A 26,861-nucleotide genomic window follows, 5' to 3' on the forward strand; every position below is an offset into this window, starting at 1 on the left:
CCCCTGGATGTCGCTCCGCCAGAAGGCGTTCCTACGATCAGATCAATCGTGCGAACCCTCGGAGGCGGTCATGGCCGACAGGCGCGGAATCGCAGGCATCGGCAGCATCTCGCTGGCCCTCGTAGTACTGGCCCCGCTGGCCGCCTGCTCGTCCGGTGACGACGAGTCCGCCGGGCCGCACCGGATCGATGCGGCCCCGCTGGTCCACCTCTCGGCGGACGGCAAGGTCGATCCCTCCCAGCCGGTCACCGTCACCGCGGTGGCGGGCAGCCGGCTCACCGACGTCACCGTGGTCGGCCCGGACGGCCGGGTGGTCGCCGGAACGCTCGCCGACGACCAGCGCAGCTGGCAGACCACCGGCCGGCTGAAGGCCGCCACCGCCTACTCCGTGCGGATCTCCGCCGACGACGGCAAGGGCGGCCGGGGCGACACCACCGCGAGTTTCAGCACCCTCGCCGCCCAGCGCCTGCTCACCGCGAAGCTCGGCCCGGACTCCTCCGGCAGCGGCGTCTACGGGGTGGGCCAGCCGCTCACCGTGCAGCTCTCCGAGGCGGTGAAGGACCCGCAGGCCCGTCAGGAGGTCGAGCGCGACCTGACCGTCAGCTCCCAGCCCGCCGTCACGGGCGCCTGGTACTGGGTGGACGACAAGAACCTGCACTTCCGCCCGGAGGACTACTGGCCGGCCGGGACGACCGTCTCGCTGTCCTTCGACGGCACCGGCAGCCGGATCGCGGACGGCCTCTACGGGGGCGACCGCAGCGCGCTCAAGCTGCGGATCGGCGCACGGGTGGAGTCGGTGATCGATGCGGCCGCCCACGAACTCACCCTGAAGCGTGACGGCGAGGTCGTGCGGACCATCCCGGTCACCACCGGCAAGCCGGGCTTCGACACCCGCAACGGCACCAAGGTGGTGCTCGGCCAGGAGCGCTCGGTCCGGATGAACGGCGAGACGATCGGCATAGCCACCGGCAGCTCGGAGGCCTACGACCTGAACGTCGAGTGGGCCACCCGGGTGACCTGGAGCGGCGAGTACGTCCACGCGGCGCCCTGGTCGGTCAGCTCGCAGGGCGTGGAGAACGTCAGCCACGGCTGTACCGGCATGAGCACCGACAACGCCAAGTGGTTCTACGACAACACCCGGGTGGGGGACCTGGTCACGGTGGTGAACAGCCGCGGCCCCCAGATGGAGGCGTTCGGCAACGGCTTCGGCGACTGGAACGTCGGCTGGACCGACTGGGTCAAGCACAGCGCCGTCGGACAACCCCTCAGCACCACCGCGCCGCCCGCCCAGGCCCCGGCCTCGGGCATGATCCGCCCTGAGGTCTAGGGAGGGTCTGCGGGGGCCCGCCGGACAGGTCCTAGGGCCAATGCCAGTGACTTAGGTTGTGTCCGCTCTGGTGATCGTGATGGTTGCGGGGGTTGGTGGTGGCCAGTCGTGCTGTTGGGCGCGTTTGAGGGGCCAGTTGGACATCTTGCGTTTGATGACGCGGGGGCAGGTCCGTTGACGGCGCGGGGGTAGGAGGCGTTCGGTGATCTCAGCCAGGGTGCGGTTCAGCGCCCTGGTGAGTCTGCCGGGGGGAAAGCGCCGCCTGGGCGGGGACCTGGCGGCGCACGACCCGCAGACTGCGGGTGAAGGACAAGCGGTCGGGGTCCACGCCCTCATGCAGGGCGGCTTGGTGCATGAGTTGTCGGATGGCGTGGTGGACGAGCAGGAGGCCGTAGACCTCCTGCTCGACGCCCCACGGGTACTTCGAGCGCAGGACGAGTTTGGGTCCGCGCTGGTGGGTCTTGATCTCGTCCAGGGTGGTCTCGATCTCCCAGCGCTGGACGTAGAGCGCGGCCAACTCGGCGGCCGGTGCCTCCTCGGGGTCGAGGAGAGTGGTGATCAGGCGGTAGACGGTGCCATCACCGGTGGAGGCGAGGGTGTATTCGACGACCCGGACGGTCACCGGGTTGCGGCGACTCCTTCTGTCCGGTTCGGCGTGCACCGTGCTGAGGTACGAGCCGTCGCTGAGCACGCGCACGACGGGCAGGTTCGCGCTCTTGCGCACGCGCCACAGCAGGTCCGCGCCGGTGGCCCGTGCGTGCTGCCACAGCTCGAAGCCGTAGAAGCCCCGGTCGGCCAGCAGCAGCATCCCCTCGCGAAGCCGGTCGAACAGCTGCCGGGACAGGGACTGCTCGCTCGCCGACAGCGGACCGGTGACGGCGGCGAACACCGCGTGGGTGCCGCACTCGGCCAGCCCCACCACCCTGGCCTGCGGGAACGCGCTCGCTCCGCGTCCCGACACATGGCGGCCGAAGAAGGCGTCGTTGGCCTCGGTGTCCGCCAGGTCCAGCGTGGTGCCGTCCACCGCGACCAGGCGCCAGCGCCGGTACCAGGCCCCCGCTGTCCCGGGCACCGCCATCGGCCGACACACCCGCGCGAACAGCAACCGCAACGGCTCTGGACCCAGCCGCCGACGGGCCCGGCCGATCGCGGCGGTCGTGGGCACCCGCCACGACCGCCGCCCGTCCCCGAGCCCCTCGCCCAGCACCCGGGCGACCTCTTCATAGCCCTGCCCGAAGAACAGGCACATCGCCAGCACGAAGTACACGACCACCCGCGCCGGCAACAACCGGCTGCGTTTCTCGCCCCGCCCGGTCTCCGCGATCACCTCATCCACCAGACCCGGCGGAAACGCCCGGGTCAACACCCCGATCGCGATCCGGTCCGACAACCGCTCACCCGCAGGCGACTTGACCTGTCCCACCCTCGCCACACCACAACCAACGAGACAGGGACACCAAAGTCACTGGCATTGGTCCTAGGCCTCGGGGTAGGCCAGCCGCAGGGCGGTGACCACCGCGGCCAGGGCGTCCGCGTGGGAGAGCCCGAGGCGGTCCGCGCGCTCGGCGTACTCGGTGGCGGCCGCGGCGGCCAGCCGGTGCGCGGTGTCCCCGGCGGCGGCGATCAGCGTGCCGCGCCGGCCGTGGGTCTCCACCACCCCGTCGGCCTCCAGCTCCCGGTACGCCCGGGCGACGGTCCCGGCGGCCAGCCCCAGCTCCTCGGCCAGGGCCCGTACGGTCGGCAGTCGCAGCCCGGCCGGCAGCTCGCCGGAGCGGGCCTGATCGGCGATCCGGGCGCGGATCTGCTCGTACGGGGGAGTGGCGGAGTCGGGGTCGACGGAGAGCTGCACGGGGGGCTCCTGGGGACATGGGCGGCTGCGGGGCCGGTGGATGCGAAAAGGCCCGAGGGCCGCCGACCAGACGAACTCTGGTCGGCGGCCCTCGGGGTGACGCGGGGTGCGTACGGGATCAGTGGTGGCCGTGGCCGCTGGTGATCTCGTGGTGCTCCTCGGAGGTCGGCTTGGGGATCTGGCCGCCCTCGCCGTAGAAGCCGCGGGACAGCTTGGCCCGGGTGCGGGTGAGGACGCCGGCCTTGCGGGCCACGCCGTTCTCGTCCGTCTGGGCCGGCAGCTCGACCGGCTGGTTCTGCTCGTGCGCGGTGAGCTTGAACAGGTCCTTCTGCGGCAGCTGGGCGTGCACCTCGATGAACTCGCCGTGCGGCAGGCGCTTGATGACGCCCGTCTCGCGGCCGTGCAGCACCTTCTCCTTGTCACGGCGCTGGAGGCCGAGGCACCAGCGCTTGGTGACGATGAAGGTGATGACCGGCACCACGAAGAAGCCGACGCGCACGAAGTAGGTGATCGAGTTCAGCGACAGGTGGAAGTGCGTGGCGAACAGGTCGTTGCCACCACCGATCAGCAGCACCAGGTACAGGCTGATCCAGGCGGCGCCCAGGCCGGTGCGGACCGGGGCGTTGCGCGGGCGGTCCAGGATGTGGTGCTCGCGCTTGTCGCCGGTGATCCAGCCCTCGATGAACGGGTAGACCGCGATGGCGACCAGGACCAGCGGGAAGATCATCAGCGGGATGAAGACACCCAGGTTCAGGGTGTGGCCCCACAGGCTGATCTCCCAGCCCGGCATGACGCGGATCAGACCCTCGGAGAAGCCCATGTACCAGTCCGGCTGGGCGTCCGTGGAGACCTGGTCCGGGCGGTACGGGCCGTAGGCCCAGATCGGGTTGATCGAGGCGATCGCCGAGATGGCGGCGATGATGCCGAAGACCAGGAAGAAGAAGCCACCGGCCTTGGCCATGTAGACCGGCATCAGCGGCATGCCGACGACGTTCTTCTCGGTCTTGCCCGGGCCCGCCCACTGGGTGTGCTTGTGGTAGAAGACCAGGATCAGGTGCGCGACCAGCAGGCCGAGCATGATGCCGGGGATCAGCAGCACGTGGATGGTGAAGAACCGCGGGATGATGTCGTGCCCGGGGAACTCGCCGCCGTACAGGAACATCTGGATGTACGTGCCGATCAGCGGGACGGCGAGGATCGCGCCTTCCATGAAGCGGATACCGGTGCCGGAGAGCAGGTCGTCGGGCAGCGAGTAGCCGAAGAAGCCGTCGAACATGCCCAGGACCAGCAGCAGGAAGCCGAAGACCCAGTTGATCTCGCGCGGCTTGCGGAACGCGCCGGTGAAGAACACGCGCATCATGTGCACGAGCATCGCGGCGACGAAGACCAGCGCGGCCCAGTGGTGGATCTGACGGATCAGCAGGCCGCCGCGGACCTCGAAGCTGATGTCGAGCGTCGACGCGTAGGCCTCGGACATGCCGATGCCCTTGAGTGGGACGTACGACCCGTTGTAGATCACCTCGCCCATGGAGGGCTTGAAGAACAGCGTCAGGTAGACGCCGGTCAGGATGATGATGACGAACGAGTAGAGGCAGATCTCGCCCAGCATGAAGGACCAGTGGTCCGGGAAGATCTTCCGCAGGTTGGCCTTGGCCAGGGAGTAGATCCCCAGCCGGCCGTCCGTCCAGTCAGCCGCGGCCTCCCACTTGTTGGCGGGCTTGGCGCGCGTGCTGGAGGGCTTGGCGGCACCGGTCGTGGTGCTGCTCGCGCTACTCATCGAGCACGCTCCCAGAAGCTCGGGCCGACAGGCTCCTTGAAGTCGCCGGTGGCGACCAGGTTGCCCTTCTCGTCAGTGGTGATCTTCAGCTGCGGCAGCGGGTGGCCGGCCGGGCCGAAGATGACGCGCGCGCCGTCCGCCAGGTCGAAGGTCGACTGGTGGCAGGGGCAGAGCGCGTGGTGGGTCTGCTGCTCGTACAGGCTGATCGGGCAGCCGACGTGGGTGCAGATCTTGGAGTAGGCGAGGATGCCCTCGAAGCCCAGCTCCTTGGACTTGTCGTCCTTGATGTCCTCGGGCGCGATGCGGACGAGCATCAGGGCGTCCTTGGCGATCCGCTGCTGGAAGTCCTCGCTGTGCGTGGACAGGCCCTCCGGCATGGCGAAGGTCAGCGAGCCGACGACGATGTCCTCGGGCTTCATCGGCTGCATGGTGCTCATGTTGATGAGGGACAGCGGCTTGGTCGCCGTCGCCTCCTTCCAGCCGGTCTCCTGGAGCTTCTTCTCCGGGAGCGGGCCGAGGTCGCGGAGCAGGACCACGCCGGAGAGCGGGACCAGCGCCATCGAGCCGATGAGCGTGTTGCGGATCATCTTGCGGCGGCCGAAACCGGACTCGGCGGCACCGGTCTTGAACTGCTCGATGACGTCCGCGCGGACCTCGTCGTCAGCCTCGATCGGGTGACGCTCGGCCGGCAGCTCGACGTCCGACATCAGGGTGCGGGCCCAGTGGACCGCGCCCGCGCCGATCATGAAGAGGGCGACGCCCAGGGTCAGGCCGAGCGCGAAGTTCAGCGCGCTGACGTGGCCCAGCGGGAAGATGTAGACGATCTTGTCCGGGTCGATGGCCACGTACGAGGCGATGAAGCCGATGGTGGCGAGCATCGAGATCACGAACATCAGCGACACCTGGCGCTCGGCCCGCTGGGCGGCCCGCTCGTCGATGTCGGTGCGCCGGGGCTCGTGGGCCGGCAGACCCGGGTCGGCGAACGGGTCGCCGTGGTGGGCCACCTCGCCGGCGGAGCCGTGGGACTCCGGGAGCTTCTCTTCTGACATGTCGTGGCTCATGACTTCTTGGCCTTGGTGGTGTGGGCGGCGACCCAGATCGCGACCGCGATGAGCGTGCCGAGGCCGAAGATCCAGCCGAACAGACCCTCGGTCACCGGACCGAGGCTGCCGAGCGTGAGACCACCGGGGTTGGGCTCATCGGAGGTGGTGTGGCGGACGAAGGCCACGATCTGCTTCTTCTGCTCCTCGGGCATGGTGGTGTCCGGGAACGACGGCATGTTCTGCGGGCCGGTCTGCATGGCCTCGTAGATGTGCTTGGCGTCCACGCCCTCCAGCGACGGGGCGTACTTGCCCTTGGTCAGGGCACCACCCTGGCCGGCGAAGTTGTGGCACTGGGCGCAGTTGGTGCGGAACAGCTCGCCACCCTTGGAGATGTCGTCGGGGTTGGTCGAGGTGTACTGCTCCTCCTTCGGGGTCACCGGGCCGGGACCGAGGGAGGCGACGAAGGCGGCGAGCTGGTCGATCTCGGCCTGCGTGTAGATGTTCTTCTTGCGCGGCACCTGGGCGCCGGGCTGCTGGGCCGGCATGCGGCCGGTGCCGACCTGGAAGTCGACGGAGGCGGAGCCGACGCCGACCAGGCTGGGACCGTCGCTGCCGCCCTGGCCGTTCAGGCCGTGGCAGGAGGAGCAGCCCACGGCGAAGAGCTTCTTGCCCTCATCGATCGCGAGCGACTGCGCGGCGACGTCGGCCTGCGCCTTGTCGGCGGGCGCGAACGCGGCGTACAGCCCCCCGGTTGCCGCCAGGGCGAGAAGTAGGACGACCAGCGCCGCCAATGGGTGGCGCCGTCGTGCGGAGAGCTTTTTCACGGAATAACCCCGGTGTCAGGATCTGGTCGACTGGTGGGTGCACCCGGCGGCCGGTCTGGCCGGCACGAGGCTGCCTGTCTAGGGCTGCGCGCGCGGTCGGTCGGTGGGAGCGTCGGCACCGGCAGAAGCGGCCCGTCGCCGGTGAGGGCGGGGGCCGCAGCCGGTGGCCAGCGACCTGATCAGCTGGTTACTTGATCAGGTAGATGGTCGCGAACAGGCCGATCCACACGACGTCGACGAAGTGCCAGTAGTACGACACGACGATCGCGGCGGTGGCCTGCTCGTGCGTGAAGCGCTTGGCTGCGTACGTCCGTCCCAGGACCAGCAGGAAGGCGATCAGACCACCCGTCACGTGCAGGCCGTGGAAGCCGGTGGTGAGGTAGAACACCGTGCCGTACGGGTCGGAGGACAGCGACAGGCCGTCCTCCTTGACCAGCGCGGTGTACTCGTACACCTGGCCGCCGATGAAGATCGCGCCCATTGCGAACGTGAGGATGAACCACGCCCGAAGCTTCTTCACGTCACCGCGCTCGGCAGCGAACACACCGAGCTGGCAGGTCAGCGAGGAGAGCACCAGGATCGTGGTGTTGACCGAGGAGAAGGGCACGTTGAGCGCGTGGGCCTTCTCGGTCCAGAACTCGGCTCCCTTGACGGAGCGGAGCGTGAAGTACATCGCGAAGAGGGCCGCGAAGAACATCAACTCGGAACTGAGCCAGACGATCGTTCCGACGCTGACCATGTTCGGCCGGTTGACCGATCCGTGCGCGTGCCCGGTTTCTACTGCTGTTGCTGTCGCCACGACGGACATTATGTCGGTCCCTTATTCCGTCTTCACGCCGGGGGGTGTCCCTCGGAGTGTCCGGTGCGTGCGGTATGCCCGCTTGGGGGGCGGCGGGGTGTCCGTACGGCGGCTGAGCAGCCGCGTGTCCCTTTTCTGACGGTTCCTCGGAGTGCTCGCGACCCCGTTGCCCGGCGCGTCGTTGCCCGGTCGGAGTAGCCGCGGGAGGTAGGGGGGAGCGGGCCGCGTCGGCCGTACGGGTGGACCGGGCCGGGTCGGGTGACGCGCCGTCCTCCAGGCGGGTGAGCCCGGGGCGCGGCGGCTTGAGAAGGAACGTGTCCGAGGGGGGCTCGGCGGGCGGTGATCGGGAGTAGCATCCGGATCAGGCGAACGTGGTCCGGATCACACTTGAGGGAGCAGGGTCCATGGCGTACACCACCGATGAGACGCTCACCGTCCTCGTCTACAGCGACGACCGCAACACCCGCGAGCAGGTGCTGACGGCGCTCGGCCGCCGGCCGGCCGAGGATCTTCCGGAGCTGTCCTACCTGGAGTGCGCGACCACCCCCGCGGTGCTCAAGGCGCTGGAGAAGGGCGGCGTGGACCTCTGCGTGCTGGACGGCGAGGCGGTGCCGGCCGGCGGGCTGGGGCTCGGGCGCCAGCTCAAGGACGAGATCTACGGCTGCCCGCCGGTGCTGGTGCTGATCGGCCGGCCGCAGGACTCCTGGCTCGCCGCCTGGAGCCGGGCCGACGCTGCGATCTCCCACCCGGTGGAGCCGGTGGCGCTGGCCGACGCGGTCGCCACCCTGCTGCGGGCACGGCTGGCGAAGCGGGCTCCGGTGGCCCGCTGAGCAGTGGTGTTTCACTACTAGAGAAGGGGACCCGGCGGTTCCCGGTCGCTCGATAGGCTGGCTCCATCCGTACGGACGTCCCCCGCCGAGCGGGGAACCGACAACAGTGGAGTCAGCCATGGTGAACGTGAACCCTGCGAACGGCGGTAGCGACCCCGTGCAGGTGGTCCGCACCTGGCCGGACCTCCTGGCGGCGCTGTTGAAGGGGGAGGACCTCGACCGCGCCTCCACCGCCTGGGCGATGGACCGGATCATGAGCGGCGAGGCCTCGCCCGTCCAGGTGGCCGGCTTCATGATCGCGCTGCGGGCCAAGGGCGAGACGGTCGACGAGGTCACCGGTCTGGTGGACGCGATGTACGAGCACGCCGAGCCGCTGGACATCCCCGGCCCGGCGGTGGACATCGTCGGCACCGGCGGCGACCGGGCGAAGACCGTCAACATCTCCACCATGTCGGCGATCGTCGCGGCGGCGGCCGGCGTCAAGGTGGTCAAGCACGGCAACCGGGCCGCCTCCTCCTCCAGCGGGTCCTCGGACGTGCTGGAGAAGCTGGGCGTGGCACTGGACCTCTCCGCCCGGCGGGTCGCCGAGGTGGCCGAGGAGGTCGGGCTCACCTTCTGCTTCGCGGCGAAGTTCCACCCCTCCATGCGGCACGCCGCCACCGCCCGGCGCGACCTCGGGGTGCCGACCGCCTTCAACATCCTCGGTCCGCTCACCAACCCGGCCAAGGTCACCGCCCACGCCATCGGCTGCTTCGACACCCGGCTGGCCGGGCTGATCGCCGGGGTGCTCGCCCGACGCGGCTCGACGGCGCTGGTGTTCCGCGGTGACGACGGGCTGGACGAGCTGACCATCACCACCACCTCGCGGGTCTGGGTGGTGCGTGACGGGGCGGTCACCGAGACCACCTTCGACCCGCGGGACGTCGGCATCGAGCTGGTCGGCATCGAGACGCTGCGCGGCGGGGACCCGGCGTACAACGCCGAGGTCGCGCGCCGGCTGCTGGCGGGGGAGCGCGGGCCGGTGCGGGACGCCGTCCTGCTGAACACCGCGGCGGCCCTGGTCGCGCGCGACCTCGGCGACGCACCGCTGACGCAACAGCTCGCGGCGGGCATGGCGCGGGCCGCGGAGGCCATCGACTCCGGTGCCGCGCAGGACCAGCTGCGGCGCTGGTCGGAAGCCACCAGCCGGAACTGAAGCGGCAGTCGGGAGCCCGTACCGGTACGCCGGTGCGGGCTCCTCGGCGTGCCCGGGCGTACCGGAGGCGAGCGGGCCGGAGGCGCTGTCCGGATGGTGGATGCCCGTTTGACCACCCGCTGGACGCGACCTAGAGTTTCCGGCAGGTCATGAGTGACAGCGTCAAGCCCCAGCTTGCTGTCCGGCAACCCTCCGTCCGTGGCGGGGTGCCCTGGGTGAGGACCGGGTCGCCACGGCAAACCGTCCGTGCGGCAAGCGCGGACGCCCGACGATGAGCACTCCCGGGGGTCCCTTACCCCCGAAGGAGTGCATCCTCATGTCGGTCTCCACTGAAATCTGCGCCCCGCTCCCCGTCCTCGGTGCGGACGTCCAGGTCCCGCTCGTCAGCGGTGAGAAGGTCGGCTACGCGGCGCTCGACTATGCGGCGAGCTCGCCGGCGCTGCAGCGGGTCTGGGACGACGTCGCCGCCTACGCGCCGTACTACGGCAGCGTGCACCGCGGGGCCGGGTACCTCTCGCAGCTGTCCACCGACCTGTTCGAGCAGAGCCGCCGCACCGTCGCCGAGTTCCTCGACCTGCGCGAGGGCGACCAGGTGGTCTTCACCCGGGCCACCACCGACTCGCTCAACCTGCTGGCCGGCGCCGTCCCGGCCGGCACCCGGGTGTTCGCCTTCGAGACCGAGCACCACGCCTCGCTGCTGCCCTGGGCGCACGCCGGACTGGACGTCAGCTACCTGCGCGCGCCGCGCTCGCGGGCCGAGGCGGTCGCCGCCCTGGACACCGCGCTGGCCGCGGCGCCCGAGGGCCCCAAGCTGCTCTGCGTCACCGGCGCCTCCAACGTGACCGGCGAGCTGTGGCCGGTCGCCGAGCTGACCGCGACCGCGCACCGGCACGGCGCCCGGGTGGTGCTGGACGCCGCCCAGCTGGCCCCGCACCACCGGGTCTCGGTGCGCGACCTGGACGTCGACTGGATCGCCTTCTCCGGCCACAAGATCTACGCGCCGTTCGGCGCCGGGGTGCTGGCCGGCCGGGCGGACTGGCTGGACGCGGCCGAGCCGTACCTTGCCGGCGGCGGGGCGACCCGTACGGTGGCCCGGGAGACCGACGGCTCGGTGGCCGTGCAGTGGCACACCGGCCCGGCCCGGCACGAGGCCGGCTCGCCGAACGTCATCGGCGCCTACGCGATCGCCTCGGCCTGCCGGGCCCTGAGCGAGGCCGGCTTCGACGCGCTGGAGGCCCGGGAGCGGCAGCTGGTCGCCCGGCTGACGGTGGGCCTGGCGGAGATCCCGCAGGTCAGGGTGCTGAACCTGTTCGGTACCGATTCGCCGCGGGTGGGCGTGCTGTCCTTCGTGGTGCAGGGCTGGAACAGCTCGCACTTCTCGGCCGCGCTGTCCGCCGAGTACGGCATCGGGGTGCGCGACGGGCTCTTCTGCGCCCATCCGCTGGTGCGGACCCTGCTCGGGGACGAGGACGTGGCGGTCTCGGAGTGCGGCGCGCCGGAGCCCTCGCTGCCGGGCGAGCGCAGCCTGAACGCGATCCGGGTGAGCTTCGGCGCCGGCACCCCGGACGAGCACATCGACCGCTTCCTGACCGCCGTCCGGGAGCTGGTCACGGACGGCGCGGCCTGGAACTACCGCAACGAGGGCGGGCGTTGCGTGGCGGACACCCGGCGCTAGAGCCTGAGCCTCGGACCGGGCGCTACTCGTCCAGGCCGAGGGCGAAGGCGGCCTCCAGGTCGTGCTGGGAGTAGGTGCGGAAGGCGATCTGGGTCTCGGTGTGGGCCACGCCCGGGACCTTGTTGAGCCGGCCCGGGATGACGTCGGCCAGGTCGTCGTGGCGGCGCACCCGGACCATCGCCACCAGGTCGTACCCGCCGGTCACCGAGTACACCTCGCTGACGCCCTCGATCGCGGCGATGGCCTCGGCGATCTCCGGGATGCGGTCGACACTGGTCTTGATCAGGACGATGGCGGTGATCACTGTTTCGGGCTCCTTTGTGGGGTGCCGCCAGCGTATCGGGCGTCAGCCGGGGCGTCTTGAGGGGTGGCGGACCACGGTGCAGGCGTAGAGGAAGCCGGCCGAGAAGCCGATCACGTGCACCAGGTAGGCCACCCCCGGGCCCGCCGAGTGCACCGACCACCACTGGAGGGCGAACCAGAGTCCGAGCACCAGCCAGGCCGGGAAGCGCAGCGGCAGGAAGAACAGCAGCGGGACCAGCGTGGTCACCCGGGAGCGCGGGTGGAAGCGCAGGTAGGCGCCGAGGACGGCGGAGATCGCGCCGGAGGCTCCGATGAGGACCCGGGTGGAGTCCGGCGAGTGCGCCTCGGCGAGCGCGAAACCGTACGTGGCCAGGCTGCCGGCGGCCAGGTAGAAGAGGGCGTACCGGGCCCGGCCGAGCCGCTGCTCGACGGTCGGGCCGAAGACGTAGAGGAAGAGCAGGTTGCCCAGCAGGTGCAGCCAGCCGGCGTGCAGGAAGAGGCCGGAGAGGACGGACAGCGCCGGGTGCTTGCCCGGGGTCGGGGCGGCCCGGCAGCCGGGGACCGGGTCGGGGGCCTCGGCCAGCTGTTCGGCGGTCAGCGGCCGTCCGGCCAGGAGTTCGGCCGGGACGGCGCCCCAGCGCTGTTCGTACCGCTGCTCCGCGCAGACCCGGGCCTGGCCGGTGCCGTACAGCGGGTTGAGTCCGGCGGCCGGGCCGAGCAGGAAGACCAGGGTGTTGACCGCGATCAGGGCGTAGGTGACCGCCGGGGCCGGGGGCTGCGGCCCGCCGCCCCGTGCGGCGGTGTGGTCGGGGGCCGTGAGCGCCATGCGGCCAAGCATCCCTCCGGGCGCCGCAGGTGACACGGCGGTTTACGGCAGGTGGACTAGCTGCCTTATTCGGCTGACCGATGGTCGTGACGGTTGCCCCAGGCAATAGGCTTGGGGCGGGCAATCCCGCCTCCCGCCGCCGATGCCGGGGCTCCGGGGGGAGCGCCTGGCCCACGCAGGGAAAACCCGAGAGGATCCCCGATGACCGTCCCCGCCCTGACCGCCGAGACGCGCTGGCGCTGCACGCTGTGCGGCAACCTCACCCGTTTCGACGTGACCCGCACCGCGCGGGTGACCGAGTTCCTGCACTTCGACCTGGCCGGCGAGTCCAAGGTCGAGGAGACCGAGGTGCTGAGCGAGACCGTCGAGTCGGTGCGCTGCCGCTGGTGCAACGCCGTGGACCAGGTCGAGCTGGTGGCCCGTCCGGGCGCCGAGGACGCGCAGACCCCGGCCGAGCAGGGCTGATCCCGCCGGTCCGGCGGGCGGTGCGCGGCGCGCCCGTCCGCCGCACGGGACAATACAGAACAGACAAGAAGCACGGAGCGTGACGACAGGGGGGTCGCGGCCGTACCCGCCGGACAACAGGATCGGAGCCGAGGACGTGGTGGACGCAGCGAAGGAGCCCGGCGAAGCGCAGGGACTTCGGCCCGCTGCGCAGGCGCAGGCGCCGGACGCCGGGGTGGGCCCGGCGCAGAGCACTGCCCCGTCCGACTCCGTGGAGCCAGGGCCGGAGCCAGGGCCGGAGCGTGCGGTCGAGAAGCTCGACCGGCCGCTGCCGGAGGGGGTGCGCCGGCGCGTGGTCGGGCTGGCCTCGGACGCCTTGGGCGGACTGCCGCCGGGTGAGCTGCCGCAGAGCCTGCGTCAGTACGTGAAGTTCACCCCTGCGCGGCGGGCCAAGTACGCGGCCACCGCGCTGGCCGCGGCGCTGGAGGCGGAGCCGGCCTTCCGGGTGCGGATAGCGGAGCGGCTGCGGCTGGGGCAGCCGGATCTGGTCCGTGCGCTGGAGTCGGGCAGCGTCCCGGGCGCCGCCGATCCGATGGACGTCGCCGCTGCCGCCTACCTGGTGCGCTCGGCGGGCTGGAGCCGGCTGGTCGCCGAGGCCGGTGACGAGGCCGAGCGGGCCGGTGCCGAGGACGCGGCCGCCGAGGCGACCCGGCTGGTGGAGAAGCTGCAGGCGGAGCTGGCCGAGGTGCGGGCCGCGGCGCGGGCGGACCTGGACCGGCAGCGCGCGGAGTTCGAGGGCGTCCGGCGGGAGGCAGAGTCGCTGCGCAAGAAGCTGCGGTCGCTGGAGAGCGACACCCGCCGGGCGCAGGCCGAGACGCGCCGGGTGACCGCGGAGCTGGAGGCGGCGAAGGCCCAGGGCGCGGCCGAGCGCAGTGCTGCGGAGGGCGAGGCACGGCGGCTCCGGCACCGGGTCTCCGAGCTGGAGACCGCCGCCGAGCAGGGGCGCCGGTCGGCCCGGGAGGGGCGCAGCGTCGAGGACATGCGGCTGCGGCTGCTGCTGGACACCGTGCTGCAGTCGGCCCAGGGGCTGCAGCGGGAGCTGGCGCTGCCGGTCTCCCAGATCCGCCCGGCGGACCTGGTGGAGGCGGTGGTGCCGGGTGCGGCCTCGCCGCACGACGTGGCGCGGCGCGGGCTGGCCGAGGACGATCCGGCGCTGCTGGACCAGCTGCTGGCGATCCCACAGGTGCACCTGGTGGTGGACGGCTACAACGTGACGAAGACCGGCTATCCGACGCTGCCGCTGGAGCAGCAGCGGATCCGGCTGCTGGGCGGGCTGGCGATGCTGGCCCAGCGCACGCAGGCGGAGGTCACCTGTGTGTTCGACGGGCAGGACCTGGACGTTCCGGTGATCATGGCGCCTCCGCGCGGGGTCCGGGTGCGGTTCAGCCGGACCGGGGAGACCGCGGACGAGCTGATCCGCCGTCTGGTGCGGGCCGAGCCGCAGGGCCGTCCGGTGGTGGTGGTCTCCACCGACCGGGAGGTCGCGGAGGGCGTGCGGAAGGCGGGCGCGCGCCCGGTGGCCTCGGTGCTGCTGCTGAACCGGCTGGCCCGGCCCTGACCTCGGTCGGGCGGCATGACGGCTGGTCGGTGCGGGTTTCGCGACGGTGTGCGCTTCCGGTGAAGTCAGTGTGGGAAACGGACTTCACGCCTTTGGGGGAGTGGCAAATCGGTTAGATCTTCACTAGGGTCTGGCGTCAAACCTATTTTCCGGAATCTCGTCCGATCGGGTGAGTCCGATGGAAGAAGGAGCCGGGCCCTTGGCCTCCCACCGCCGTCCCAAGCAGCCGAGCCGCGCGCGAGTCTCCGTGCTCACTGCTGCGGCTGCGACCGCGGTCGCGCTCTCCGCCCAGGTGGCCGCGCACGCCGCGCCGCAGCCGAACACGACGGACGTCAAGGCGCAGATCGACCAGCTCCAGCAGGAGCAGGAGCAGGCGGCGGAGAAGTACAACGGCGCCAAGGAGCGGGCCGACCAGCTGCGCAAGCAGGCCGACCAGCTGCAGGACCAGGTGGCCCGCAGCCAGGAGCAGATGACCCAGCTGCAGGGCGGCCTGGCCGAGGTGGCGGGCGAGCAGTACCGCACCGGCGGCATCGACCCGTCCGTCCAGCTGATGCTCTCCTCCGACCCGTCCGGCTACCTGGAGAAGGCCTCCACCGTCCAGCAGGCCAGCACCACCCAGGCCGAGGCGCTCAAGGGGCTGTTGGAGCAGCAGCGCCGGCTGGACCAGGAGAAGGCCGAGGCGGCCGCGGTGCTGGCCTCGCTGGACTCCACCACCAAGGACCTGAACCAGGCCAAGTCGGACGTCAACACCAAGCTGAAGGCCGCCCAGGACCTGCTGAACTCGCTCAGCTCCGCCGAGCGCGCGGCGCTGAAGGCGCAGCAGGCGCAGGACGACCGCGCCTCGCGCGGCAGCGACCGGGTCGACCTCAGCAGCCTGCCGCCGGCCAGCGGTTACGCGGCCGTCGCGGTGTCCAAGGCGATGAGCAAGCAGGGCTCCGCGTACGTGTGGGGCGCCACCGGGTCCACCACCTTCGACTGCTCGGGCCTGATGGTCTGGGCGTACGGGCAGGCCGGCGTCTCGCTGCCGCGCACCTCGCAGGAGCAGGGCCACTACGGCACCGCCGTGCCCGGGCTGGCCGCGGCGCAGCCGGGCGACCTGGTCGTCTACGGCGGCGACATGCACCACGTCGGGATGTACATCGGCAACGGCATGGTGGTCCACGCGCCGCACACCGGTGACGTGGTGAAGGTGATGAAGGCCGACGCGATGCCGATCAACACGATCCGCCGGGTCTGACGGCCCGACACGCCGAAGGGGCCCGGGTTTCGGCCCTGTGATCCGCGCCACCTCCGGTCGGGGGTGGCGCGCGGCTTTCCGTCGTTTTGCGACCGACTGGTGAGACCTGATCAGCCTTGCGTACGGCAGCGATCACCATCGGTCATTTTCACAAGAGAACTTGGGTAATCTTCCGTCTTTTTTCTGACAAGGATTTGAACCGATCACGGTTCAGTTACTAGGGTCGTGCCCCGAACCACCGCACTGTCGATCACCCAGCCCGGGTGGCGGCGGTGGTTACCGCCGAGTTCGCGAGGCAGCGGGGCAGGTCGAAGCGACTGCCCGACAGGGGAGCCCAGTGGTCGGGGGCGCTGCGGAGCGGAGCCGGGGAACCACGTTCCTCCGGGGTGAATCGGCGCCAGGTCGGCCGGTAGAACGGCCGTGAGGCGTCGTAGGGCATGCTTCCGGCCCGAACCCGTCAGCTCACCCGGTAGGCGGACGCAGGAAGAAGGAGTCCGCCTTCGTGGCGTCCCATCGTCGTCCCAAGCCAGCAGGCCGTGCCCGGGTCTCGATCCTGACCGGTGTCGCCGCCGCAGCCGTCGCCCTCTCCGCGCAGTCCGGCGCGCACGCCGACCCGCAGCCGACCAAGGACCAGGTCAAGGAGCAGGTCGACCAGCTCAACGAGCAGGCCGAGGTGGCGACCGAGCAGTACAACGCCGCCCAGGAGAAGCAGCAGACGCTGGAGAAGCAGGTCTCCGGTCTGCAGGACCAGGTGGCCCGCCAGCAGGCCCAGGTGACCGATCTGCAGGGCGGCCTCGCCGAGATCGCCGGGGAGCAGTACCGCAACGGCGGCATATCCCCGACCGTCCAGCTGATGTTCTCCTCCAGCCCGGACAACTTCCTCAACCAGGCCGGTGCGCTGAACCAGGCCGGTGACACCCAGAGGAATCAGCTGAAGCAGCTCCAGGAGCAGCAGCGCAAGCTGGACCAGGACCGCACCGAGGCCCAGGGCAAGCTCGCCGAGCTGGAGTCCACCACCCAGCAGCTGAAGGCCTCCAAGGACGAGGTCCAGAAGAAGCTGAACGCCGCCCAGGCCCTGCTCAACACCCTCACCGACCAGGAGCGCGCGGCGCTGAAGGCGGCCGAGGACAAGGCCGCCGCGGACGCCAAGGCCCAGGCCGACGCCGCCAAGGCCCAGCAGCAGGCCGCGGACCGCGCCTCGCGCGACAACAGCCGCGGCGACATCGCCACGAGCCCGGCCTCGCCGGTCGTCAAGCCGGCCGCGCCCGGCAGCTCCCGCGGTGCCGCTGCACTGTCCGTCGCCGCCTCGAAGATCGGCAGCCCGTACGTCTACGGCGCCGTGGGCCCGGGCTCCTTCGACTGCTCCGGTCTGATGGTCTGGTCGTTCAACCAGGTCGGCGTCTCGCTGCCGCGCACCTCGCAGGAGCAGGCCAACGCCGGCACCCGGATCGGCACCGACCTGTCCCAGGCCCAGCCCGGCGACCTGCTGATCTTCTACAGCGACGCCCACCACGTCGGCATCTACGCGGGCAACGGCCAGGTGCTGCACGCGCCCAAGCCGGGTGCCAGCGTCCGCTACGAGGCCGTCACCAACATGCCGCTGACCTCCATCGTGCGGGTCTGACTCCCGCCCGACGCCGCCAGGCCCGGTCTTCCGTCAGGGAAGGCCGGGCCTGCGGCTTTGTCCGCGGTTCGGGCCGATGTCCGATTACGGGTCAAATATTCGGGTCGGGAGGGGTTTGGACTCGCTTGCCCGGACTCGCTAACGTCTGCCACCGGACTCCCGCTCGACGGCCGCCCGCAGTGCGGCGGCGGGGCCGAACCGCAGGATTGGAGCTGCTGCCGCCATGCCCGTGCACCGCCGTTCCCAACTGCTCGCCCGTGCGCTGGTGCTGACGGCGGCCGCCACCACCGCGCTGGGTGTCGCGACCAGCGGCAGCGCCCAGGCCGCCCCCGGCACCCCGGACCCGGCCGACCGCAAGGACGTCAAGGCGCAGGTGGAGCAGCTCTACGACGAGGCCGAGCAGGCGTCGGAGAAGTACAACGCCGCGCAGGAGGCCCAGCGCAGGCTCCAGGGCGAGACCACGACCCTGCAGGGCGAGATCGCCGTCGCCCAGGACCAGCTCAACGAGCTGCGCGGCGACCTGGCGACCGTCGCCGGGGCCGAGTACCGCGGTGGCGGGATGAACCAGACCGCCCAGCTGATGCTCTCGCCCGACCCGGAGGACTACCTCGCCCGCGCCCGTACCCTCGGCCAGGCCGCCGAGCGGCAGCAGGAGGCCCTGCACGAGCTGGTGACCCGCCAGCGCCGGCTCGACCAGCGCCGCACCGAGGCGGCCGGCAAGCTCGCCGAGCTGGACGAGACCCGCCGCTCGCTCGCCGACAGCAAGCAGCAGATCCAGCAGCGGCTGGCCGCGGCGCAGAAGCTGCTCAACGGCCTGGGCGCCGTCGAGCGGGCCAGGTTGACCGCCCAGGACGCCCGGGACGCCGAGCAGCGCGCCACCCGGGGCACCGACCGGCTGGACCTGGGCACCACCCCGCCCGCCTCCGAGCGCGGGGCCGCCGCGCTGGCCGCCGCGGTGCGGATGATCGGTGCGCCGTACGTCTACGGGGCCACTGGGCCCCGCGCGTTCGACTGTTCCGGTCTGATGTACTACAGCTGGCGGCAGGCCGGAGTGACCCTGCCGCGGACCTCGCAGGCCCAGGCGTCCGCCGGGCAGCGGGTCAACCTCTCCGACGCGCGACCGGGAGACCTGGTGATCTTCTACCGGGACATGCACCACGTCGGCATGTACGCCGGCGGCGGTGTCATCGTCCACGCCCCCTACCCGGGCGCCAGGGTCCGTTACGAGAGCGTCAACGCCATGCCGGTCGCGGGGGTGGTCCGGCTCTGAGCGCGTCGCCGTCCGGCCCCGCCGGCCACGACCCCGCCCACATACCGCGCCGGGCGCTGTCCCGGCGCGGTGCGCTGCTGCTCGCGGCCGGCGGGCTGCTCCAGCTGTCGCTGCCGCCCGCGGCTCCGGCGGCGGCGCCCGCCCGGCAGGCGGCCGGCCTGCGGGGCGACCTGCGCGGCGCGGTCGCCTCGGTGCTGGCGGAGCGGGCGCGCTCGCTGCCGGCCCGGACCGGGCTGCCGGTCGCCGAGGCCTCGTACCGCAACCTGGTGCTCGCCGCGGCCGGGCCGCCGGACCGGCTGACCGCCGCCGCCGACCTGGCGGTGCGGATCGCCGGGTACGACGACCACCCGGTGGTGTACCCGCGCCGGATCGAGCTGGTCCGGGCCGGGGACGGCTGGCGGGTCGAGCACGAGGAGGGCACGGGCGGGCCGCCCGCGCTCTGGGACCTCGGCGCCACGCGGTCGGCGCCGGGCGCGCACTGCCTGGTGCTCGGCCTGGCCGACGGCCCCGACCCGGCCGGGCTGGCCGCGGTGGGGGACCGCGCGGTACCCGCCGTCACCGCGGTCTGGGGCGATGCCTGGCCCGGCCGACTGCTGTTCGAACTGTCCGCCACCGAGGCGCAGTTCGCCCGGCTGCTGGAGGGCGACCCGGCGGCCTGGGCGGGCATGGCGGCGGTCACCGTGGCCGCCCCCGGCGCGCCCTCGCACACCCCGGAGGACCGGGTGCTGGTCAACCCTGAGGCGTACGGGCGGCTCAGCGACTTCGGTCGGCAGGTGGTCGTCACCCACGAGGCCACGCACGTCGCGACCAGGGCCGACACCCGGGCCTGGACCCCGCTGTGGCTCTCCGAGGGCGTCGCCGACTGGACCGCCTACCGGGACTCCGGCCGCACCCCGCGGCAGATCGCCCCCGAGCTGGCCCGGGACGTCACCGCCGGGCGGCTGCCCACCGAACTGCCCGCCGACCGGGACTTCGCCGCCGGCGCCACCGGCATCGCCCAGGCCTACGAACAGTCCTGGCTGGCCTGCGAGCTGATCGCCCGCCGCTACGGGCCGCAGCGGCTGGTCGGCTTCTACCGGGCCGTCGGCGCGGGCGACGGGCAGGGCGAGGACCGGGACCGCCGTACGGACCGGCTGCTGCGCGCCGAACTGGGCGTCGGTTTGGCTGAGTTCACCCGGCTCTGGCTGGACGCGGTGGCGGCGCTGAAGGCCTGAGACGTCGAAGGGCCGGTCAGCGCCGCTGCTCGGCCGGGGCGCCCGGGTGGTCGATGCCGTCCAGCAGGTCCTGCTCGTACGCGATGCCCGGGCGCACCGGGTAGCCGGAGCCGGCCGGCAGCGCGGCGGGCTCGCGGTCCAGCACCACGGTCGGCGGCAGCGGCGCCTCGCCGCGGGTGGAGCGCCAGAGCCGGATGCAGGACAGCACGGTGGCGGCCACCAGCAGCAGGTTGCGCAGGGCCAGCACGGTGATCGCGCCGGGCTCGCTGGCCAGGACCTGGGTGAACATGGTCGGGAACTCGACCAGCGTCAGCGGGCAGGCGACCAGGATCAGCAGGGCCACCGGCCGCTGGCTGGTGCCGCGCACGGTCAGGCAGACCGCCGCGACGCCGACCAGCCAGACCAGGTACTGCGGGCTGATCACCCGGCTGGTCACCACGAAGATCAGCAGCGCGCACAGCGCCGCGTCGTACATGGTGGCCGCGTTGCGGCGCTTGGAGGTGAAGCGCCACAGCAGCAGCCAGAGGAAGCCGAGCACGGTGCCGGCCATCATCACCTTGCTGATCACGGTGACCCACGGCCCGAGCATCTCGGGGGAGCCGTAGTTCATGGTGACCCGGCCGCCCCAGCCCCCGGCGATCCGGGCGAAGTGCAGCGGCAGCGCGCCGACCGACTCCACCTCGATGCCGCGGTCCTTCTGGAAGGCCAGGAAGTCGAAGGCGCCGTTCATCCCCGCCGCGAGCAGGAACCCGACCGAGACGGCGGTGGCCCCCGCCAGCGTCCAGGAACGGCGGGTACGGCGTCCGGACGGGGTGCCGATCAGCCCGAGCAGTGGCCAGACCTTGACGATGCCGCCCAGACCCAGCAGCAGCCCGCCGACCGCCGGGCGCCGGATCAGCGCGAGCAGGCCGGCCAGGGCGACGGCGGTGACGATGATGTCGAAGCGGTTGTAGATCATCGGGCCGAGCAGCGGGACGGCCACCACCCACAGCCAGGCGCCGGTCAGGGCCCGGCCCCGGCGCAGCCCCGTGCGGACCAGCAGCGCGAGCGCGGCGGCGTCGGCGATCCCGCAGATCACCCAGAACGAGACCAGGTACGACCAGGGCAGCAGCCCCGGCAGCAGGATCACCAGGGCGGCGCCCGGCGGGTACTGCCAGGTCACGTCGTCGAACGGGAAGGTACCGGTCTGCAGCACGCCGTACCAGGCGTGGTAGATCATCCACACGTCGGCCGTGACGTCGCCGCCGGGCGACTTCAGGACGCCGGTGATCAGCAGCACCAGCACGGTCCGGGTGGCCACCCAGGTCGCGCCGAGCGCGGCGAGCGCCCCGAGCGGGCGGCCGAGGCGGCCGCGCGGAGAACCGGACTCGGTGGCCGGGGCCAATTCCACTGCGCTCCCTCGTTCGTCGCGGACGTCCTCACCAGGCGTCGAACTGACGGACGCCCGGGCCGCGTCCCGGACGACGGCCCTGGGGCCGGTCTCCGGACCCACCTACTAGGACTGACCCGGCGGTCAAACGGTTGCCGTACGCGGTTCCGTTCCCGGCGGGTCATGGTGTTGACCTATCGTACGGATCACCCAGCGGTGCGCCGAGCACCCCCCGACCGAGCGAGCCATGGCCAGATGCACAGAACCTTGATCGTCACCAATGACTTCCCGCCCCGCCCGGGGGGCATCCAGGCCTTCGTGCACAACATGGCCGTCCGTCAGCCCGCAGGAAGCGTCGTCGTGTACGCCTCGACCTGGCGGGACGGCAGCGAGGTGCGGCGCTTCGACGCCGAGCAGCCGTTCCCGGTGATCCGGGACCGGACGAAGGTGATGGTTCCCACACCCCGGGTCACCCGGCGGGCCGCCGAGATCCTGCGCGCCGAGCAGTGCGACTCGGTCTGGTTCGGCGCCGCGGCCCCGCTCGGCCTGATGGCGCCCGCGCTGCGCAGGGCCGGCGCCGGGCGGCTGCTCGGCATGACCCACGGGCACGAGGCCGCCTGGGCCCAGCTGCCCGTCTCCCGCCAGCTGCTGCGCCGGATCGGCGCGGGCACCGACGTGCTGACCTACCTGGGCGAGTACACCCGCTCGCGGATCGCCGCCGCGGTCGGGCCGCAGGCCGCGGCCCGGATGGTGCAGCTGCCGCCGGGCGTGGACGAGACGACCTTCCACCCGGAGTCCGGGGGCGCCGAGGTCCGCCGCCGGCTCGGGCTGGCGGACCGGCCGGTGGTGGTCTGCGTCTCCCGGCTGGTACCGCGCAAGGGCCAGGACACCCTCATCGAGGCGATGCCGCAGATCCTCGCCGACGTGCCGGACGCGGTGCTGCTGATCGTCGGCGGCGGCCCGTACCGGGCGGACCTGGAGAAGCTGGCGGACGCCAAGGGCGTACGGGACTCCGTGCGGTTCACCGGCTCGGTGCCGTGGGAGGAGCTGCCCGCCCACTACGGGGCCGGGGACGTCTTCGCGATGCCCTGCCGCACCAGGCGCGGGGGGCTGGACGTCGAGGGCCTGGGCATCGTCTACCTGGAGGCCTCGGCGACCGGCCTGCCGGTGGTCGCGGGCGACTCCGGCGGCGCACCGGACGCGGTGCTGGAGGGCGAGACCGGGTACGTGGTGCCCGGCGGCTCGGCCGCGGCGGCCGCCGAGCGGATCGTCCGGCTGCTGCGCGACGAGGAGCTGCGCCGGCGCCTGGGCGAGGCCGGGCGGCGGTGGGTGGAGCGCTCCTGGCGCTGGGACCTGCTGGCCGGGCGGCTGACCTCGCTGCTGGCGGGCTGACGCGCGCGGGCCCCGCCTCCTCCGGGAGACGGGGCCCTTGCGGTTGCTTCCGTACGGGGCCGCTACTTCTGGTACAGCGCCTCGATGTCGGCGGCGAAGTCCTTCAGCACGACGTTGCGCTTCAGCTTGAGCGAGGGCGTCAGGTAGCCGTTGTCCTCGGAGAACTCGACGTCCAGGAGGCGGAACTTCTTGACCGCCTCGGCGTGCGAGACGGCCGCGTTGCCGTCGTCCACCGCGGACTGCAGGGCGGCCAGCAGCTCCGGGTCCTGGGCGAGGTCGGCGATGGTGGCGTCGGCGGACTTGCCGTTGAGCTCCTTCCACTTGGGGAAGAAGTCCGGGTCGATGGTGATCAGGCAGGCGACGAAGGGCTTGCGGTCGCCGACCACCATGACCTCGCCGACCAGGGCGTGGGCCCGGATCCGGTCCTCGATCACGGCCGGGGCGACGTTCTTGCCGCCGGCGGTGACGATGATCTCCTTCTTGCGGCCGGTGATGGTCAGGTAGCCCTCGGAGTCCAGCGAGCCGAGGTCACCGGTGGCGAACCAGCCGTCCTGCAGGGCGTCCGCGGTGGCCTGCGGGTTGTTCCAGTAGCCGGTGAAGATCTGCGGGCCCTTCAGCAGCACCTCGCCGTCCTCGGCGATCCGCACGGCCGAGCCGGGCAGCGGCTGGCCGACGGTGCCGATCTTCGGCTTGTCGTGCGGGTTGAAGGCGGTGGCCGCGCAGGTCTCCGTCAGGCCGTAGCCCTCCAGGACGGTGAAGCCGATGCCCCGGTAGAAGTGGCCCAGGCGCTCGCCGAGCGGGGCGCCGCCGGAGATCGCGTGGGTGGCCCGGCCGCCGAGGGCGGCGCGCAGCTTGCTGTAGACCAGCTTGTCGAAGACCGCGTGCTTGATCCGCAGGACCAGGCCCGCGCCGCCGGCGTCCAGGGCCCGGCTGTAGGCGATCGCCGTCTCGGCGGCCTTGTCGAAGATCTTGCCCTTGCCGTCGGCCTGGGCCTTGGCACGGGCGGTGTTGTAGACCTTCTCGAAGACTCTGGGCACGCCCAGGATCAGCGTCGGCCGGAACGAGGCGAGCTCGGCCGTGACGTCCTTGACGTCCGAGACGTGGCCGAGCTTGATCGGGGCGATCGCGGCGGCGATCTCGGCGATCCGGCCGAGCACGTGCGCGAGCGGGAGGAACAGCAGGACGGAGCCCTCGCCGGTCCGGAACAGCGACTCCATCCGGGCCGTCACGTTGCCGAGCTCGGCGAGGAAGTTGCCGTGGGTCAGCTGGCAGCCCTTGGGGCGGCCGGTGGTGCCCGAGGTGTAGACGATGGTGGCGATCGAGTCGGCCGCCGCCGTCGAGCGGCGCTCGTCGACGGTCGCGTCGGGGACCTGCTGCCCCGCCTCGGCCAGCGCGGCCAGGGCGCCGGCCTCGATCTGCCAGGTGTGCTTCAGCTCCGGCAGCCGCTCGCGGACCTGCTCGACCACCTCGGCGTGCCTGCCGGTCTCGGTGAGCACGGCCACCGCGCCGGAGTCGCCGAGGATCCACTCGACCTGCTCGGGGGAGGAGGTCTCGTACACCGGCACGGTGATCGCGCCGGCCGACCAGATCGCGAAGTCCAGCAGCGTCCACTCGTAGCGGGTCCGGGACATGATGCCCACTCGGTCGCCGGGGCCGATGCCGGCCGCGACCAGGCCCTTGGCGGCGGCCCGCACCTCGACCAGGAACTGGGCGGCGGTCAACTCCTGCCACTGGCCGTCCACCTTGCGGCTGAGCACCACGACGTCCGGGTGCCGCTCGGCGTTCTGGTGCACGAGGTCGGAGAGGTTACCGCCGCTCGGTACCTGGTAGAGGGCCGGAAGGCTGAAGTCGAGCAAGACTGCTCCTCGTTCGCGACGCTGCGGGACGGCAGGACGTTACTGCCCGGTAGGCGGCTTCGACCAGGGGGGTCGGCCCCGGTGTTCGAAGTGTCACACCCGGGCCGGGTCCGACCAGGCCGTGACCGGGTCGTTCGAATGGCACCCTACGGCAGTGCCGCGGTGACCCGTCGGTAGCCCGGTGGGTGGTACTCGCCCGCTCGCCTCCGGGGCGCTCCGACCCGGCGCCGACGGTCGGCGCTCCCTCGCTTCGCTCCCTCGCTTCTCCCTTTCGGCACCGGCGCGCCCCTTCGGCTCGGGGCGGGGACTCGCCCGCTCGCCTCCGGGGCGCTCTGACCCGGTGCCGACGGTCGGCGCTCCCTCGCTTCGCTCCCTCGCTTCTCCCTTTCGGCACCGGCGCGCCCCTTCGGCTCGGGGCGGGGACTCGCCCGCTCGCCTCCGGGGCGCTCTGACCCGGTGCCGACGGTCGGCGCTCCCTCGCTTCGCTCCCTCGCTTCTCCCTTTCGGCACCGGCGCGCCCCTTCGGCTCGGGGCGGGGGCAGCAGCCCGCGCCCTGAGTGGGGAGAGCCCGCGCCTTAGGTGGGGAGGGGCGGGCGCGATAGCCTGCTCCGGGCGGACCGGGCCGAGCGCGCGGCGGCCGGACCGGCAGGCAGAGGGACGACGCGGAGGGCCATTCCATGGCGGAGCACACCAGGTCGAGCATCACCATCGAGGCGACCCCGGCCACGGTCATGGCCGTGATCGCCGACTTCGCCGCCTACCCGGCCTGGACCGGCGAGGTCAAGGAGATCGAGGTCCTGGAGACCGGCGAGGACGGCCGCGCCACCCAGGTCCGGCTGCTGCTCGACGCCGGCGCGATCCGCGACGAGCACGTCCTCGCGTACACCTGGGACGGCGACCGCGAGGTCGGCTGGACCCTCGTCCGCAGTCAGATGCTCCGCTCCCTGGACGGCTCGTACACCCTCACCGCACTGTCCGGCGGCCGGACCGAGGTCACCTACCAGCTCGCCGTGGACGTCAAGATCCCGATGCTCGGCATGATCAAGCGCAAGGCCGAGAAGGTCATCATCGACCGCGCCCTGAGCGGGCTGAAGAAGCGCGTCGAGGACTGACGCGGCGGAACGGGACCCGAACGGCATGACGGCGACACGCACCATCCTGGTCAGCGGCGACGCGGGCGCACCCGCGGTGGCCGCGGCCACCGCCCTGCACGCCGCCCGGCGCGGCCACCGCACCTGGCTGCTGGCGGCCGACGACCCGCACCGCGCGCTGGACTCCGTCCTGGGCACCCGCCTGGAGCCCGAACCCCTCCGGTACGCCCCGGGTCTGACCGTCTCCCGGATCGACGAGCAGGCAGCCTTCCGCTACGCCGTCGGCGAGCTCACCGGCCGGCTCAAGCCCGCCCTCGACCTGCTCGGCGCCGAACAGCTCGACCCCGAGGAGCTCACCGCCCTCCCCGGCATCGCCCGGCTCGCCCTGCTGCGCGCCCTGCCCGCCGCCGACCAGGACGTCCTGGTCGTGCTCGCCCCGCCGCCCGCCGAGCTGATCGCCACCCTCGCCCTGCCCGAGCAACTGGCGCGCTACCTGGACCGCCTCGTCCCCGAGCAGCGGCAGGCCGCCCGGGCGCTGCGCCCGCTGCTGGCCGGGTTGGCCGGCGTCCCGATGCCCGCCGACTGGCTGTACGAGGGGCGGGCCAAGGCCGCCGCGGCGCTCGCCGAGTCCGCCGCCGCGATCACCGACCCCGGCACCAGCGTCCGCCTGGTCGTCCCCGCCGACGGCCACCCGTACCCGGAGCTGCGCCGGATCCGGGCCGGACTCGCGCTGTACGGGCACCGGCCGGACGCCGTGGTCGTGCACGGCGTGCTGCCCGAGGCCGCCGCCTCCTCGCCCGACCCCTGGCTGGCCGCGCTGGCCCGCCGCCGGGCGGAGGAGCTGGCCGGGCTCGCCGCCGGGACCGACGCCCCCGTGCTGGCCACCGGCCTGGCCGACGCCACCCTGGAGGCCGTCGCCGACCGCCTGTACGGGGACGGCCCCGGGCCCGAGCGCCTGGCCCCTGCGCCGTGGACGGTCGAGGACCGGCTCGCCGAGGAGGGTCTGCTGGTCTGGCACCTCGACCTGCCCGGCGCCGACCGGGCCGAACTGGACCTGGTCCGCCGGGGCGACGACCTGGTGGTCGGACTCGGCACCCATCGCAGGGTGCTCACCCTGCCCTCCGCGCTGCGCCGCTGCACGGTCGCCGGTGCGGGGCTGCTCGACGGGGTGCTCTCGGTGCGGTTCGCACCCGACCCTTCGCTCTGGCCACAGGGCTGACGGGCCGTTCGGCCGTTCCGGGTGCTGCGGCCGGTCGGGTAGCGTCGGGCCGGAGGGCCGCGGGGTGCGGCCACGGCTG

Annotated in this window: 23 protein-coding genes and 2 riboswitches; of the genes, 13 read left to right on the top strand and 10 right to left on the bottom strand. The window is 72.4% G+C overall.

Annotated features, from left to right (window positions below; all coding sequences use genetic code 11):
- Positions 1 to 70: 70 nt before the first annotated feature.
- A complete protein-coding gene (locus tag CRP52_RS23690; RefSeq protein ID WP_097238227.1) occupies positions 71 to 1,327 on the top strand; it encodes a L,D-transpeptidase in 1,257 nt (418 codons plus the stop codon).
- A gap of 208 nt (positions 1,328 to 1,535) precedes the next feature.
- On the opposite strand, the gene CRP52_RS23695 is transcribed toward CRP52_RS23690, so the two are convergent.
- From CRP52_RS23695 to ctaE, 6 genes are all read right to left on the bottom strand, one after another.
- Positions 1,536 to 2,759 (bottom strand): IS4 family transposase, encoded by a 1,224-nt coding sequence (locus CRP52_RS23695; protein ID WP_097234600.1) that lies wholly within the window; start codon positions 2,757 to 2,759, stop codon positions 1,536 to 1,538.
- 45 nt (positions 2,760 to 2,804) lie between these two features.
- Positions 2,805 to 3,176: a GntR family transcriptional regulator gene (locus CRP52_RS23700; protein WP_097238228.1), complete on the bottom strand. Its 372-nt coding sequence runs from the start codon at positions 3,174 to 3,176 to the stop codon at positions 2,805 to 2,807.
- Between the two features lie 118 nt (positions 3,177 to 3,294).
- On the bottom strand, positions 3,295 to 4,953 hold the full coding sequence (gene qcrB, locus CRP52_RS23705) for a cytochrome bc1 complex cytochrome b subunit (protein WP_097238229.1): 1,659 nt from the start codon (positions 4,951 to 4,953) through the stop codon (positions 3,295 to 3,297).
- A complete protein-coding gene (qcrA, locus tag CRP52_RS23710) occupies positions 4,950 to 6,002 on the bottom strand; it encodes a cytochrome bc1 complex Rieske iron-sulfur subunit (RefSeq protein WP_179852901.1) in 1,053 nt (350 codons plus the stop codon). The genes qcrB and qcrA overlap by 4 nt, the downstream gene beginning before the upstream one ends.
- Positions 6,003 to 6,010: 8 nt before the next feature.
- The gene (gene qcrC / locus CRP52_RS23715; RefSeq protein WP_097238231.1) at positions 6,011 to 6,820 is read right to left on the bottom strand and encodes a cytochrome bc1 complex diheme cytochrome c subunit; all 810 of its coding nucleotides are present in this window, start codon (positions 6,818 to 6,820) and stop codon (positions 6,011 to 6,013) included.
- Between the two features lie 187 nt (positions 6,821 to 7,007).
- Positions 7,008 to 7,628 (bottom strand): aa3-type cytochrome oxidase subunit III, encoded by a 621-nt coding sequence (gene ctaE / locus CRP52_RS23720; protein ID WP_097238232.1) that lies wholly within the window; start codon positions 7,626 to 7,628, stop codon positions 7,008 to 7,010.
- Positions 7,629 to 8,023: 395 nt separating this feature from the next.
- Here ctaE and CRP52_RS23725 point away from each other — a divergent pair, with 395 nt between their 5' ends.
- From CRP52_RS23725 to CRP52_RS23735, 3 genes are all read left to right on the top strand, one after another.
- Positions 8,024 to 8,449 (top strand): hypothetical protein, encoded by a 426-nt coding sequence (locus CRP52_RS23725; RefSeq protein ID WP_097238233.1) that lies wholly within the window; start codon positions 8,024 to 8,026, stop codon positions 8,447 to 8,449.
- A 118-nt stretch (positions 8,450 to 8,567) separates the two neighbouring features.
- On the top strand, positions 8,568 to 9,644 hold the full coding sequence (gene trpD / locus CRP52_RS23730) for an anthranilate phosphoribosyltransferase (protein WP_097238234.1): 1,077 nt from the start codon (positions 8,568 to 8,570) through the stop codon (positions 9,642 to 9,644).
- Between the two features lie 145 nt (positions 9,645 to 9,789).
- Positions 9,790 to 9,908: riboswitch (SAM riboswitch) on the top strand.
- A gap of 52 nt (positions 9,909 to 9,960) precedes the next feature.
- Positions 9,961 to 11,319, top strand: coding sequence for an aminotransferase class V-fold PLP-dependent enzyme (locus CRP52_RS23735; protein WP_097238235.1), 1,359 nt, complete (start codon positions 9,961 to 9,963; stop codon positions 11,317 to 11,319).
- A gap of 22 nt (positions 11,320 to 11,341) precedes the next feature.
- Here the strand turns inward: CRP52_RS23735 and CRP52_RS23740 are convergent, their stop codons facing one another.
- Together CRP52_RS23740 and CRP52_RS23745 are read right to left on the bottom strand one after the other, a co-directional pair.
- Positions 11,342 to 11,623 (bottom strand): Lrp/AsnC ligand binding domain-containing protein, encoded by a 282-nt coding sequence (locus CRP52_RS23740; protein ID WP_030060206.1) that lies wholly within the window; start codon positions 11,621 to 11,623, stop codon positions 11,342 to 11,344.
- Positions 11,624 to 11,665: 42 nt separating this feature from the next.
- A complete protein-coding gene (locus CRP52_RS23745) occupies positions 11,666 to 12,448 on the bottom strand; it encodes a rhomboid family intramembrane serine protease (RefSeq protein ID WP_097238236.1) in 783 nt (260 codons plus the stop codon).
- Positions 12,449 to 12,649: 201 nt separating this feature from the next.
- Between CRP52_RS23745 and CRP52_RS23750 the strand changes: the two genes are divergently transcribed.
- From CRP52_RS23750 to CRP52_RS37725, 6 genes are all read left to right on the top strand, one after another.
- Complete coding sequence (locus CRP52_RS23750) at positions 12,650 to 12,913, top strand: hypothetical protein (protein WP_097238237.1); 264 nt, start codon at positions 12,650 to 12,652, stop codon at positions 12,911 to 12,913.
- Between the two features lie 214 nt (positions 12,914 to 13,127).
- The gene (locus CRP52_RS23755; protein ID WP_179853072.1) at positions 13,128 to 14,510 is read left to right on the top strand and encodes an NYN domain-containing protein; all 1,383 of its coding nucleotides are present in this window, start codon (positions 13,128 to 13,130) and stop codon (positions 14,508 to 14,510) included.
- 199 nt (positions 14,511 to 14,709) lie between these two features.
- A complete protein-coding gene (locus tag CRP52_RS23760; protein WP_097238238.1) occupies positions 14,710 to 15,747 on the top strand; it encodes a C40 family peptidase in 1,038 nt (345 codons plus the stop codon).
- A 338-nt stretch (positions 15,748 to 16,085) separates the two neighbouring features.
- Positions 16,086 to 16,239, top strand: a riboswitch (cyclic di-AMP (ydaO/yuaA leader).
- Between the two features lie 10 nt (positions 16,240 to 16,249).
- Positions 16,250 to 17,371 (top strand): C40 family peptidase, encoded by a 1,122-nt coding sequence (locus CRP52_RS23765; protein WP_097238239.1) that lies wholly within the window; start codon positions 16,250 to 16,252, stop codon positions 17,369 to 17,371.
- Between the two features lie 223 nt (positions 17,372 to 17,594).
- The gene (locus CRP52_RS23770; protein ID WP_097238240.1) at positions 17,595 to 18,641 is read left to right on the top strand and encodes a C40 family peptidase; all 1,047 of its coding nucleotides are present in this window, start codon (positions 17,595 to 17,597) and stop codon (positions 18,639 to 18,641) included.
- A gap of 191 nt (positions 18,642 to 18,832) precedes the next feature.
- The gene (locus CRP52_RS37725) at positions 18,833 to 19,855 is read left to right on the top strand and encodes a hypothetical protein (RefSeq protein ID WP_097238241.1); all 1,023 of its coding nucleotides are present in this window, start codon (positions 18,833 to 18,835) and stop codon (positions 19,853 to 19,855) included.
- 16 nt (positions 19,856 to 19,871) lie between these two features.
- On the opposite strand, the gene CRP52_RS23780 is transcribed toward CRP52_RS37725, so the two are convergent.
- A complete protein-coding gene (locus CRP52_RS23780; protein WP_097238242.1) occupies positions 19,872 to 21,245 on the bottom strand; it encodes a glycosyltransferase 87 family protein in 1,374 nt (457 codons plus the stop codon).
- A 234-nt stretch (positions 21,246 to 21,479) separates the two neighbouring features.
- Here CRP52_RS23780 and CRP52_RS23785 point away from each other — a divergent pair, with 234 nt between their 5' ends.
- Positions 21,480 to 22,616 carry a glycosyltransferase family 4 protein gene (locus tag CRP52_RS23785; RefSeq protein ID WP_097238243.1) on the top strand — a complete coding sequence of 379 codons (1,137 nt, stop codon included), beginning with the start codon at positions 21,480 to 21,482 and terminating at the stop codon, positions 22,614 to 22,616.
- 62 nt (positions 22,617 to 22,678) lie between these two features.
- Here CRP52_RS23785 and CRP52_RS23790 read toward each other — a convergent pair whose 3' ends face one another.
- Positions 22,679 to 24,472: an AMP-dependent synthetase/ligase gene (locus CRP52_RS23790; protein ID WP_097238244.1), complete on the bottom strand. Its 1,794-nt coding sequence runs from the start codon at positions 24,470 to 24,472 to the stop codon at positions 22,679 to 22,681.
- A 677-nt stretch (positions 24,473 to 25,149) separates the two neighbouring features.
- Between CRP52_RS23790 and CRP52_RS23795 the strand changes: the two genes are divergently transcribed.
- On the top strand, positions 25,150 to 25,584 hold the full coding sequence (locus tag CRP52_RS23795; protein WP_097238245.1) for an SRPBCC family protein: 435 nt from the start codon (positions 25,150 to 25,152) through the stop codon (positions 25,582 to 25,584).
- 25 nt (positions 25,585 to 25,609) lie between these two features.
- A complete protein-coding gene (locus CRP52_RS23800; protein WP_097238246.1) occupies positions 25,610 to 26,782 on the top strand; it encodes an ArsA family ATPase in 1,173 nt (390 codons plus the stop codon).
- The last annotated feature ends 79 nt before the right edge of the window (positions 26,783 to 26,861 follow it).

Source organism: Streptomyces sp. 1331.2 (assembly GCF_900199205.1).
GTDB lineage: Bacteria > Actinomycetota > Actinomycetes > Streptomycetales > Streptomycetaceae > Kitasatospora.

Excerpts from the sequence above, each read along its gene's own strand:
- CRP52_RS23690 (WP_097238227.1), top strand. The coding sequence starts at position 71 with ATGGCCGACAGGCGCGGAATCGCAGGCATCGGCAGCATCTCGCTGGCC.
- qcrB (WP_097238229.1), bottom strand. The coding sequence starts at position 4,953 with ATGAGTAGCGCGAGCAGCACCACGACCGGTGCCGCCAAGCCCTCCAGC.
- qcrA (WP_179852901.1), bottom strand. The coding sequence starts at position 6,002 with ATGTCAGAAGAGAAGCTCCCGGAGTCCCACGGCTCCGCCGGCGAGGTG.
- ctaE (WP_097238232.1), bottom strand. The coding sequence starts at position 7,628 with ATGTCCGTCGTGGCGACAGCAACAGCAGTAGAAACCGGGCACGCGCAC.
- CRP52_RS23725 (WP_097238233.1), top strand. The coding sequence starts at position 8,024 with ATGGCGTACACCACCGATGAGACGCTCACCGTCCTCGTCTACAGCGAC.
- trpD (WP_097238234.1), top strand. The coding sequence starts at position 8,568 with ATGGTGAACGTGAACCCTGCGAACGGCGGTAGCGACCCCGTGCAGGTG.
- CRP52_RS23735 (WP_097238235.1), top strand. The coding sequence starts at position 9,961 with ATGTCGGTCTCCACTGAAATCTGCGCCCCGCTCCCCGTCCTCGGTGCG.
- CRP52_RS23745 (WP_097238236.1), bottom strand. The coding sequence starts at position 12,448 with ATGGCGCTCACGGCCCCCGACCACACCGCCGCACGGGGCGGCGGGCCG.
- CRP52_RS23750 (WP_097238237.1), top strand. The coding sequence starts at position 12,650 with ATGACCGTCCCCGCCCTGACCGCCGAGACGCGCTGGCGCTGCACGCTG.
- CRP52_RS23770 (WP_097238240.1), top strand. The coding sequence starts at position 17,595 with ATGCCCGTGCACCGCCGTTCCCAACTGCTCGCCCGTGCGCTGGTGCTG.
- CRP52_RS23785 (WP_097238243.1), top strand. The coding sequence starts at position 21,480 with ATGCACAGAACCTTGATCGTCACCAATGACTTCCCGCCCCGCCCGGGG.
- CRP52_RS23795 (WP_097238245.1), top strand. The coding sequence starts at position 25,150 with ATGGCGGAGCACACCAGGTCGAGCATCACCATCGAGGCGACCCCGGCC.
- CRP52_RS23800 (WP_097238246.1), top strand. The coding sequence starts at position 25,610 with ATGACGGCGACACGCACCATCCTGGTCAGCGGCGACGCGGGCGCACCC.